6 protein-coding genes and 1 other annotated feature are annotated in these 12,942 nt (G+C 34.0%); of the genes, 4 read left to right on the top strand and 2 right to left on the bottom strand.

Annotation, left to right across the window (positions count from 1 at the left end; translation table 11 throughout):
- Window positions 1–8: 8 nt before the first annotated feature.
- Together C1Y58_RS08795 and C1Y58_RS08790 are read left to right on the top strand one after the other, a co-directional pair.
- Window positions 9–2,435 carry an ATP-dependent DNA helicase gene (locus C1Y58_RS08795; RefSeq protein ID WP_105615641.1) on the top strand — a complete coding sequence of 809 codons (2,427 nt, stop codon included), beginning with the start codon at window positions 9–11 and terminating at the stop codon, window positions 2,433–2,435.
- A gap of 100 nt (window positions 2,436–2,535) precedes the next feature.
- Window positions 2,536–4,575: an aminopeptidase gene (locus C1Y58_RS08790; RefSeq protein WP_105615640.1), complete on the top strand. Its 2,040-nt coding sequence runs from the start codon at window positions 2,536–2,538 to the stop codon at window positions 4,573–4,575.
- A gap of 58 nt (window positions 4,576–4,633) precedes the next feature.
- On the opposite strand, the gene C1Y58_RS08785 is transcribed toward C1Y58_RS08790, so the two are convergent.
- Both C1Y58_RS08785 and argS read right to left on the bottom strand, forming a co-directional pair.
- Window positions 4,634–6,346, bottom strand: a complete 1,713-nt coding sequence (locus tag C1Y58_RS08785; protein WP_105615639.1) for a S8 family peptidase — start codon at window positions 6,344–6,346, stop codon at window positions 4,634–4,636.
- Window positions 6,347–6,441: 95 nt separating this feature from the next.
- Window positions 6,442–8,130: an arginine--tRNA ligase gene (gene argS / locus C1Y58_RS08780; protein ID WP_105615638.1), complete on the bottom strand. Its 1,689-nt coding sequence runs from the start codon at window positions 8,128–8,130 to the stop codon at window positions 6,442–6,444.
- Window positions 8,131–8,176: 46 nt separating this feature from the next.
- Window positions 8,177–8,387: a binding site (T-box leader), on the bottom strand.
- A 168-nt stretch (window positions 8,388–8,555) separates the two neighbouring features.
- Here argS and C1Y58_RS08775 point away from each other — a divergent pair.
- Window positions 8,556–11,831, top strand: coding sequence for an SNF2 helicase associated domain-containing protein (locus tag C1Y58_RS08775; protein WP_105615637.1), 3,276 nt, complete (start codon window positions 8,556–8,558; stop codon window positions 11,829–11,831).
- A 196-nt stretch (window positions 11,832–12,027) separates the two neighbouring features.
- On the top strand, window positions 12,028–12,909 hold the full coding sequence (locus tag C1Y58_RS08770; protein ID WP_105615636.1) for a glycoside hydrolase family protein: 882 nt from the start codon (window positions 12,028–12,030) through the stop codon (window positions 12,907–12,909).
- Window positions 12,910–12,942 lie beyond the last annotated feature (33 nt).

Genomic DNA, 12,942 nt, shown 5'->3' with positions numbered 1-12,942 from the left:
GTGATGGCATGAGTTCTAATAAGAAATATAAAGTATCTGTAAGAAGTTTAATTGAATATTCACTAAGAAGTGGAGATTTGATATTTGATTTTGGAAGTAATAATCGTACGCTGGAAGGATTGTTTGCCCATCAAAAGATACAAAAAAATATGGGGGATGGTTATCAAGCAGAGGTACACGTTTCCAAGATTATTAATTTTCCCAGCTTTGATATGCATATCAGTGGGCGTATTGATGGCCTTTATGAAGATGAAGGGTTATTCATTATTGATGAAATTAAGTCTACATATGTACCTCTTGATGATATTGATGAAGATTTTAATCAATTACATTGGGCTCAAGCAGTTTGCTATGGGTTTATTTATGCAGAGCAAGAAGAATTATCTGCTCTAACTCTACAATTGACTTATATTAATTTAGATCATGATTCGATAAAACGACTTCGTAAAAAATATACTTTTCAACAATTAAAAAAAGAATTTTATGATTATGTGGATGCTTATGGTCGATGGATAGAAAAGCTAGAGAGATGGAATAATATAAAACTATTGTCTATCAAAGAACTTGATTTTCCATTTGATAGGTATCGGAATGGGCAGAGAGAGTTAGCAGTTGCAGTATATAAGACAATTAAAGAAGGTAATGGGCAGAAACTATTTGCAAGGGCTCCTACTGGTACAGGAAAGACTTTAGCTACGTTATTCCCTGCCATTAAGGCTATTGGCGAGGGGCATGGTGAAAAAATATTTTATTTAACAGCTAAAACTATTGGGAGAGAAGTAGCGGATAAGACGTTAATGCTACTAGAAAATCATGGCTTGAGGTTACGCAGAATTATCTTAACAGCTAAAGATAAAGTATGTTTTCTTGAGCATAGAGATTGTAATTCAGGGGAGTGTCCTTATACAAAAGGTTATTTTGATAAGTTAAATGATGCTCTTGACGATATTTTACAGCAGAATGATCGGATTGACCGTCAGACATTATTGGATTACGCTGAAAAACATCAGATGTGCCCCTATGAATTCTCCCTAGATGTATCTAACTATTGTGATGTTATTATATGCGACTATAATTATGCATTTGATCCCCGTGTTGCTTTAAGGCGGTATTTCACAGAAGAGAGTAGTGAACTAATACTCTTAGTTGATGAGGCACATAACCTTGTTGATAGGGGACGGGACATGTACTCATCAGCCTTGTATAAAAAGCCTATGCTAGAAATGAAGAATCTGGTTAAATCTGAAGATGATTATTTGACCAAGCTATTTAATAATGTCAATAAATCTTTTATAGAATTTAGGAAGATATGTGAAGCTAATGATGGAGTCTATAAACAAAAAGATTACTCTGATAAATTTTTAAAACAATTAAGAAAGTTGCATAAGTATACAGAGGAGTTTCTTAATGAGCATAAGAAGGTTGCATATAAAGATCAGTTAATGGAATTATTCTTTGAAATCAATAATTTTATAAAAATAGCAGAAATGTATGACGATAATTACATGACATATTATGAGAAGCTGGGTACTGATGTTATGATTAAACTCTTCTGTTTAGATCCAGCTGAGTTTTTAAAGAAAATCCATGATGGTGTTAAAGCAATAGTTGTCTTTTCTGCTACATTATTACCCATGCAATATTTTATTGATCTACTGGGAGGCGATGCTGAGTCTTATCGTATGCACCTAGCATCACCATTTGATCAAAATAATTTAGAATTGCTCTTTAATACATCTATTTCAACAAAGTATAAACATCGTGAGAGAACCTATGATCAAGTAGCTCATTGCATCTATAATGCTATACGTCATGACCAAGGTAATTATTTTGCTTTTTTCTCGTCCTATGCCTACATGAACAAAATAATTGACTATTTCATGGAGGAGTTTAAAGAAATCAATATATTAGCACAAAAACAAGGCATGAATGAAGAAGAAAAGGAAGAATTCCTGAATCAATTTAAGGGGGGGAAGGAAGAAACCATGGTGGCATTTGCTGTAATGGGATCTAGTTTCTCAGAAGGAATTGATTTAATAGGTGATCGTTTACAAGGCGTCATTATCGTAGGCGTAGGCTTACCTATGATATGTTTTGAACGCAACATCATAAAAGAGCACTTTGATCATAGATATCATAAAGGTTTTGAATATGCTTATGTCTATCCAGGCATGAATAAAGTTTTACAAGCTGTTGGGCGTGTTATTAGAACAGAGGAGGATATTGGTATTGGTGTATTGATCGATGAGCGCTATGGGCAGCGGATGTATCAAAAACTCTTCCCTAATGAATGGAGCCATGGTAGATATGTTTATCATGAAACCCAGCTGAATAATGAAATAACGTCTTTTTGGCACAGGCAAAGTACGATGCCTTTCGAGGAAAATACAAGCATTCCCTACACTAAAATAAAAGCTGACACAAAAAAATTATGATTGATACACAGAAGGTTGTCTTCTGTTAAAGAGTATGATAAAGTTATATTAGAGAGTCATTTGATGTAAATGACTGGAATTTGTACTAAGGAGGTTTTTTATGTTCGATTATAGAAACTATTATAAGACACTCAACAATAAGGCTCAAGGGGACTACAATGATTCACTAGAGTATATAAAGAAAATAAAGGACAAAACAAAAGACAAGAAGAAAAATAAATATAACGATTACTTCCATCGTCTTTCTACCTTTATCTTAATGATCGCTGATTTTGAGTATGAGCTAGGTGAAGACTATTTTGTTAAGAATACCTTTGATGCATTATTTCAAGATAATCATAAGATTTATAAAGATATTACTGGAGAAAACTATAGGACAAGTTATGCAAACCCAGCCTATTCAGTTAAGCGTTTTGGTTTAGAAGTAGGTCAAATATTAGCCTACTTAAATACAAAAATAAGAGGTTATGTGAAATCTGCTTATGAGCATAGAATATTTGATATGGCAGAAATGAATGATATCTTTATACGTGCCTTCGACTATATCATGGGTAACAAACATATTAATACAGGAAAACTTAAGGCAATAGTAACTTCTAATGTAAAAGAAGGTTTATCACTAAAGAGAGAATTATGGGCAAGAGAATCACTACTTCCCGAAATCTCATATCGATTGGATATTATTACAGAGTCTAAATTAGATGATTTAAGATATCTTTTTAGATATGGCGTCTATATTACGGAAAATGAAATAAAAATGGCTAGATTTATTAATTCAATGGATGAAACTAAAATTAATGATATAGCAAAAACTTTTACTGAGGGTTATCGAAAAGGCTTTATCCGTGATAATAAAGATATGTCTATTAAAGATCATGTTGGTATTCGTTTCCATGTAGGTGAGGAACGCATTATTAGACAGGCAGTTGATAATTTCAAGGCAATGAATCTTACAAGCTTTATTAGTGTATTATACAGCAATGAACCTAATAAGCAGTTCACATATGACCATCGTTTTGATGACGCTTTATACTTTGGTAGTGACTATGCAGAATTATTAGAAGAAGCTACTGAAAAAGCATTAAAGCTATTAAAGGATCAAGTTAAAGGATATGCTGGTCCAGCAGTTCTTGAACAATTTGGGGAAATTCCATTTAAACCTGAAAGTAAAGAGGCATGTATTAAGCTTTCTGATGAACAAGGTCAATTGAAACAAAGTCATACAGGAAAACTTCAGATGATACTTAATCAATATGTACCTCGAGAAGAATACAGCTTTACCATTATGGCGTTACCAATCCCAGATGTTGGTGAAAAATTCGAAGAAATATTTGAAGATACATGTAAAGTTAATACTTTGGATAGTGATATTTATGAAAGAATTCAACAATCCATTATCGATGCATTAGATCTAGGTAAAGAAGTTCATGTAAAAGGAAAAGAAGGCAATCAAACAGATATTACTGTAGCACTTCCCAAATTAGATGACCCTGCTCATCAAACTAACTTTGTCAATTGTGTAGCTGATGTGAACATTCCAGTTGGTGAGGTCTTTACATCACCACAATTAACTGGAACCAACGGTACACTACATGTTGAAGAAGTGTATCTCAATAATTTAAAGTATGACAATTTAGTATTAACCTTTAAGGATGGTTTTATTGAAGAATACAGCTGTACGAACTTTGAGTCCAAAGAGGAAAATAAAAAATATATTGAAGAGAACTTAATGTTCCCACATAAAACACTACCTCTTGGTGAATTTGCTATAGGAACTAATACGACTGCGTATGTTATGGCGAATAAACATGGGATAATCGATATCTTGCCTATTTTAATTGTTGAGAAAATGGGACCACACTTTGCAGTTGGAGATACATGCTTCTCAAGGGAAGAAGATACACCTGTATATAACTCGGATAAAAAAGAAATTATGGCAAGAGACAATGAAAAATCCATAAAACGTAAAGAAAATATGGATGATGCATATACCTATGTTCATACAGATATTACTTTGCCTTATGATGGGTTAGAATTTATAACTGTGATAAAAACTTCAGGTGAGACAATTGACATTATTAAAGATGGTCGTTTTGTTTTAAAAGGTACTGAAGAATTAAATAAACCTTTTGTGGGTTAAAAGTATAAAGGGATAGCTTCCGCTATCCTTTTTAATTTCTTATATATAGTCTTATAATTTAAATGATTCGAAATACATTAAATAGATCTAGTTCACCATATCCCCATTCACGATTAGGGTACCGAATACCAGCTCTGCGTTTAGCTCCTCGAGCTAAGTAAGTTTTAGTAGAGGTTGTATTCATGGTGGTATCATTTTCTTTAATAATGCCCCATTCAAGTAATAGAGCACTAGCACCAGCTGCAATTGCAGATGCAACACTAGTACCTGACATGCTGATATATTGGTTGTTGGGATAAGGACCCAAGACATCTACACCAGGAGCTACAAGATCAGGTTTGATACGGTTATCCCTTGTATAACCTCGACCAGATGGTAAATAGATGCTATTGATTATCTCATTATATGCACCTACAGTTATGGTTTGGGGATTAGTTGATGGTATAACAACAGTTGTATTAGGGTCTGGACTTAGAAATATTGTATCTTCCTCTATAAATGGTCTAATGGGTAAATAAATATCAAACTCACCATTAATGACGATCTCGCCATGTACTATAAGTGTCCACAAACCTGGTAAAGGGTTCTCTATAATGATTGCAATTGATTCTTCAGCAGCTCTCTCTTCAACTAAATCATAATGGGTTCGAATAACAGAAGCTTCTAATGGAAAGATATTATTTTGCCATTGGCGTAGTTTAGGGGGAATAACTCCAGTAGAAACACCGCTTGGGGAAATCAATTCTACACTTAATTGGTCTGGTAGTGGAACCCACATATTTAGAAATACACCATTCTCGTCTTCAGCAACATGAAGATCCACATTAATTTGTCCTACACCTTCTTTAAACTTCCCATGATAATGGTGGGCTGCGTTGGCTTCATTTCCAGCAGACGTAACGATTACAACACCTACGGAATCGCCTTGTGCAGCCAAAAACTCTTCTAGCTCATTAGTTCCATTATGAGGACCATCATTTGATGCACCAGCAAAGAGTATAGCGATTGGCTGATTAAATTCTCTGTATTTATCTAAAACATACTTAACACCTTGATAAATATCATTGGTTTGAAATGCTATGGCACCTTCTTTTATCTTAAAAAAGTCTTTGATGCATTTCTTAGCCTGTTTCAGTTTGACAATAACCAAGTTAGCATCAGGTGCAGCACCTTGGAATTGCTCTCTTCTATTAGGTCTTCCAGCTGCAATACCAGCTAAAAAAGTACCATGACCCACCTCATCAACAGAAGGAACAATAGAAAGTGGATCCTCAGAATTTATAGCTTTATTAATCTGCTCATTGCTGTACTCAGCGCCATAAAAAAATCCATCTGGAGGAGTACCTTCTATTGTTTGATCCCAGATACTCATTATTTTGCTTGTATTATCTTCATAAATAAAAGCCTCGTGTGTATAATCTATGCCAGTATCGATTACTGCTACTATTACATCTCTACCGCTTAAATCTAAAGTGTCACTTTTTAATACTGGTCCGATCCCTGCTATTTCCATACTGCTAATACTTGTTAAGCCATATACATTGGGTATAACAAAGTATTCACCACTTAAATAAAAGTCTTCGCACTCTTCTGGAGGTACTTCAATATGAAAGACCGCCCAGTCCTGTAATATCTGCTGAATATAGGCTGCACCGGCTTCTTTAGCATCCTCCTCAAGATTAGCTGTGACACGGTGATAAATATCTAGATAGTTATTAGATGTTATGATATCATGAAGATTTATATTATTTTTCAAGTTCACTTGTCTCATATTTACCCCTACTTTAATAGTAATAGGTGACCCTCATATGTTAAATGTATGAATAATGATATAGATGTATTACTTGAAAACGAGGCAAGTGCTTATTACATACTATCTACTACATCAATACCCAATATAGACAAAGTATTCTTTATTACTTGTGCAACGCATTGAATGAGGGCTAGGCGGCTATGTTTAAGTTTTTCACTATCAGCTGTCATGATAGGACAATGGTGATAGAAACTTGAGAATTTCTTTGCTGTTTGATAGGCATATTGCGCTAATAAATGTGGACTTTTTTCTTCTAAGGATTTCTTAATTATTTCTGACATCTGGTTTAAATGCTTCACCAATTCATATTCTTCAAGAGAATCTAGTAAGCTATAGTCAACCCTATCTGATTCGATAGTAGGTACCTTCTTTAATATGGACTGGATTCGAGCATAGCTGTATTGGATATAAGGTCCAGAATCTCCTTCAAAACTCAGTGCATGATCCCAGTTGAAAGTTACATTTCTATCATTGTCAACCTTAAGGATAGCATATTTAACTGCACCATAAGCGATAGCTTTAATAGTCTTCTTATCTGCAATGGTATGATTAGATTCTGTCACATAGGTTTCTACTTTTACAACAGCTTCTTTCATGAAATCCTCTAATAGTACAACTTTTCCTTCTCTAGTTGCCATCTTTCCTTCTTTAAGCAGGACGAAAGAATAGTGGATAGCCTTAGGGGAAGGGTATCCCAGAATATCAAGAGCTGCACTAAGTTGCTTGAAATATAGCTTTTGATCCTCACCAAGTAATATAAAGTTGTGGTGAGGGTTTTGCTTTATTTTATCAATGGTATAAGCAATATCACGAAGAACATATAAAGAGGTTTTATCTTTTCTGGTCAGTACTAAATAAGGTGCTTTCATAGGTAATTCATACTTGGAAAGATTAAGTACATAACGCCCACTTTCATCTTCTTCTAAGTAAGGAGTTTGCTTAAAGGCTTCTAGGATATCCAGGAGTCGATGAGAGAAAATATAGTCTGACTCATATTTAAATGTATCATAATGAATACCTAATTCACTGAGAAGCCCCGTCTGTCCCTCTATACAAACATCTACAATCTTTTTAAAAGCTTTAACAATAAGCTCTTCACCAGATTCAAAACGACTTAGAAGATCAAAGATTTCGTTCTCCAGCTCAGGGTTTTCTTTAATGGTGTTGTTAATATCAACATAGAGTTTTAAAAGATCTTTAAACTCAATACTTTCTAAATCAGAGGCAGCATAGACAAGCATAGCGATTTGTTTACCAATATCGTTGACAAAATATTGTGTGTCTACACTGAAACCTTCAAATTTAAGTAATCGACTAATAACATCACCAATAAGTGCATTACGAGCACGGCCAATATGAGGCGATGCGTTTGGATTGATAGAAGTATGCTCAATAAGAGCTTCTTTACCAATACCAAGCTGGTTAGAACCATAGAAATCTTTTTTATCCTGAATAGCTTCAATAGTATGCTGTGTGATATAAGTCTTATTAAAATAGATATTGACGTATCCTTGTTTGGTTTCAATGTGAGAAATGAAGTCGTAATCTTGAGTTACTAAAAACTCTTGAATATCTTCACTGATCAATATAGGTGACTTTCTGAGAGATTTAGCAAAAGTAAAGCAAGGGAGAGCAAGATCACCTAATTCTGAAGATGGAGGTGTTGTAAACAATATTTGCTCCTTAGATACATTGAGGTAGGATGCCAAAAGTTCTTGAATAGTCATTTTGATTTTTTCCATTGAAATTCTCCTTCCAAAATTAATGCAATATAAAACCCCGCCTCTAATAAGAGACGGGGGACCGCGGTACCACTCTTGTTGCTCAATAGTGAGCCAACTCTATACCCATTATCGCTGGGATGACGTTCTTCCTACTGATAGGTTCAGAAGAATTCTCATTGGAGCGTTTTCTAAATACTTTTATAATCAGGCTTCCACTCTGCCCTGAATCGCTGGTATAAGGGAGTAATTATACTTTTCCAAATCATCGAATTAATCAGTTATTATTTTGAAATATTTTAACACAACTATTTCCAAATAACAAGAAGTTTTCAAAAAAATTTTATAAAATTAATTTTTAAGGGTGTTAGTAATGAATATTTACTATTAATCCACTTAATGATATAGTTATAGTTAGTTAAGTCGTAAAGTTAGGTTGATGAGTCATGAAATATTTTAGAGATGATGAAATTAAAGCATTAGTTGCCAACCCCAATATCTATATTAGAGGATTAAAGTACTATCGCCAAGGGGCTGTGGAAGAGCTTTATTATGATACAATTACAAAACAAATAAACGGTGTTGTTACAGGAGAAGAGTATTATCAGGTAACTATTCAGTTTACTGGTGGGGGGGATATGAGTAGCTTTCACTGTTCTTGCCCTGCATTTGCAAAATATACTGGTGCTTGTAAGCACGTTGTTGCTACCATGAAACAATGTAATGAAAAATTTAATAAGCAACAACATCAACAAGATATATTAAAGGATCTATCAACAAGTCATTTTACTTCTGATGAAGAAACAAATTTAATTGAAGCTTTTAGAAGAGAGCAGTCTCTGGAATTTGGAACCGAAAAAAGAAAATGTCATGTGGAAGTTTATATGAATGCTGAAAAATCTCAAGAATTTTTCAAAGGTCGTAAATTAAACATGTCTTTGTATATAAAAATGGGAGAACATCAACTTTATGTTCTTAAAGATTACAATACTTTTTTTCATGCATGGAATAACCACCTTCCTATGGATTTTGGTAAACATTTCACTTATTATCCCAGTGTTCATCAATTCGATGAGGAATATGTTAAGTTGTTTCAAGTTATTAAAGAAATCTATGAAATATATGCCTATAATAAGCAAACAGGATATAATCGATATTTACCCAAGGTGATTAGTGGTAAAACGGCTCATCTTAATGATCTGTATTTAAAACGAGTTTTCGCAGCTTTAGGTGATAAAAGCTTTATTTTAGAAGGTATGACATCTAAAGGGAAAATAAAAAACACCAACCATGAGTCCCTACCAGTACAACTTAAAATTGAGGAACTAGGCAGACGCCTTGAAGTACATTTCCTTCACGTCGAAGATTATTACTTACTAACAGAGGATGCTGAGTATGTCTATTTTAGGGAGGATATCTATCATCTTGATTCATCCAAAAGTCGTTACTTTAAACTCCTCTATGAAGAAGCCTATAAAAGAAGGGGTATCATTAACTTCTCTGGGGGACATCGTGATGCATTTATAAGCGAAGTGCTAACCGCTTTAAAAGGGTGGGTAGAAATCCAGATGGCTTCATCCATAAAAGACAAGATCATAGAAGCTGGGTTAGTATCAAAAGTTTATATTGATCAAGGTGAGGAAGGATTATTGATTAAGAGTACTTTTGTTTACGATCAGTTTGAGTTTAATGCTTTTACAGATGAGAAAAATTTGAAAAGTGATGAGCTTATTGTTCAAAGAGATGCAGCTGGAGAAAGTAAGGTCAAAGTCTTATTAACTCCTTATTTAGAATATGCAGATGGTAGAGGGCAACTTTGTATAGATGAAGAAGAAGTGATGTATGGTTTTATTTTTGAAGTATTACCTAAGTTAAGTACACTATGTCAAATTTACTACTCTGAAAGTTTTAAAAAGATACCATTAGTTCATCAGCCTACCATTAAGAACGACATTCGATTTGCTGAACGATTAAACTTCTTAGAGTATACTTTTTCAGTAGAAGGTATTGATCCTACCGAGTTTTATGAACTCTATAAAAGCGTTAAAGAGAAAAAACGTTATTATCGTGCTAAAAACGGTTCAATTTTTAATATAGATAATGATGATTTTTATGGCTTTATGGCTTTTATGGATAATTTAGATTTAAAAAAAGCAGATCTAAATAATGGGTCAGTAACTGTGCCTCAATATAGAGCTATGTATATTAATGATTATTTAAAAGAGAATAAAGCCTTAAATTTCCATAGGAGTAAGACCTTCAGGGATCTTGTTGAGAACGTCCATGAGCCTGAGGATATGGAATATAAAGTTCCTGATACATTAAATTCTATTTTACGAGATTATCAGGTAACAGGTTATAAGTGGCTCAAAACCTTAAGTGCTTACAATTTTGGAGGAATACTTGCTGATGATATGGGTCTAGGAAAGACCTTACAGACGATTGCATTTATTCTATCAGAGTATGAAAGCATGAAGAAACCATCCATTGTCGTAGCACCAACTTCGTTGGTTTATAACTGGAAAGATGAAATCATGAAGTTTGCGCCGGAGTTAAATGTTACAGTGGTGAGCGGAGATAAAGTTACCAGAAAAGAGTTGATTAAGGACATTGGAGATGAACACATGGTACTTACCTCCTATGCTCTAGTCCGCAATGATATCGACCTTTATAAAATCATTGAATTTGGCTATTGCATTATTGATGAGGCGCAGTACATTAAGAATCCTAATGCATTATTATCAAAAGCTGTAAAGGACATTCAAGCTAAAGGGTATTTTGCTTTAACTGGAACACCTATTGAAAATTCATTAAAGGAATTATGGTCTATTTTTGATTTTCTTATGCCCGGATATTTGTTTAGTTATGGGAACTTTGCAGAACGGTATGAACGTCCTATTGTTAAAGATCAAAATAAAAGGGCAATTCGTTTATTAAGCAGACAAATCAATCCATTTATTCTTAGAAGAATGAAGAAGGATGTACTAAAAGAATTACCTCCCAAGATTGAAGATGTCAAGACTTGTGAACTTACCATGGAGCAGAAAAAACTTTATGTGAGTTATTTAGAAAAGGTAAAAGAAGAAATATACGGTGAAATCAGTGAACGTGGTTATGAGAGAAGTAAAATTAAGATTTTAGCACTTTTAACAAGATTGCGCCAGATTTGTTGTCATCCAGAACTATTTATGGAAGACTATGAAGGGGACAGTGGTAAATTAGAATTGTTGCAAGAATTAGTGGAAGAAGCTATAGCAGGAAAGCATCGGATACTTATTTTTTCACAATTTACTTCCATGCTGAAGATTATAGAAAAAATGTTGACAAAGATGGGAATAGAATATTTCTATTTAGACGGTTCTGTTAAAAGTAATGAACGCATAGAGCGTGTAAAGGCTTTTAATAATGGGGAAAGGGAAATCTTTTTAATCTCACTAAAAGCAGGTGGAACTGGTCTAAACTTAACTAGTGCTGATATGGTCATACATTATGATCCATGGTGGAATCCAGCAGTTGAAGAACAAGCAACTGATAGAGCATATAGAATAGGTCAAGAAAATAAAGTGCAGGTAATACGTCTATTAACACGAGGTACCATTGAAGAAAAGATATTTAAATTAAAAGATAAAAAGAAACATTTAGTAGAGAGTGTCATTTCACCAGGAGATTCACTCATCAGTAAAATGAATAAGGAAGAGATCTTTGCACTATTTGAAGATTAACGATAAAAAGACTGACCAAAGTATAGGAAACTAGGTCAGGCTTTTTTTGATCCATTAGATATTGAATAGCATAATATGCGCGATTACAATAAGATTAAAGCAACAAATGCAAAGATTAAATTTACTTTTTTTATTATTATGAAGTTGATATAAAAGTTTATTAATCAACATATGTGTAGAGAGGATGTTGAGATTAGTGAGTATCAAGCATACAATTAATAACCCTGTTTTAGATTTAAGACCTGACTACTTTATACGAGACCCAGCTGTCATTTATCATGAGGGAACCTATTTTTGCTATCATACTTTAGTGGAAGAGAAAGAAGGTAAAAGGAGATTAAAATTGGGCTTAACAGAAAGTACTGACCTAGATAACTGGAGTCAGCCTATTATATTGCAGGATTCAGAATTAAATTTCTCAAGTCCAGGTAACGTATTCAGACATAAGGAGAAATGGTACCTTTGTGTACAATCCTATCCTATCAATGAAGGTGAACTTTGGGGAAGTAAAGACAGTCGGTTATGGCTTATGGAGAGTGAAGATTTAAGAAATTGGTCTGAACCTAAATGCTTAAAGCAAGAAGGGTGTACAGCAAAATGGTCAAAATCTCATCGTCAAATTGATCCTTATATTGAAAAACGTAACGATTCCTTTTTCTGTTTTTATAAGACAGAGGGCAAGATTGGTGTTATGATATCTAAAGACCTAGAGAGTTGGGTAGACCATGATGAACCAGTGTTGACAAGTGAGCAAATGCCTGATAGCTCTACGATCGAGAATCCTTGTATTATCCATCAAGATGGGTCGTATATGATGTTTTTTACTCCATGTAGACCAGGGCGGGGTATGTGTATGGCCAAGTCTGAAGATTTATTTCACTGGTCAAATATTCAAACATTATCTATTGAAGAAAGCTTCTACGATTGGGCACCTAATGGACCATCTGCAGGTATGGTTATCGATGATCGTAATAATTCAGGATCCTTGTTAATGTTTATACATGGTGAATACGATGATAAACATGGAGCTGCATTAGCAGTACTTAAGAGTACGGATTTATTAAGTTGGTATAGCTAATGGATAACTCCAAAAGATTAACCCTACCTAAGT

Source organism: Vallitalea okinawensis, assembly GCF_002964605.1.
Taxonomy (GTDB): Bacteria; Bacillota; Clostridia; order Lachnospirales; family PQDH01; genus Vallitalea_A; species Vallitalea_A okinawensis.
The sequence above is the reverse complement of the archived record's forward strand: the minus strand, read 5'-3'. Positions and strand labels throughout refer to the sequence as shown.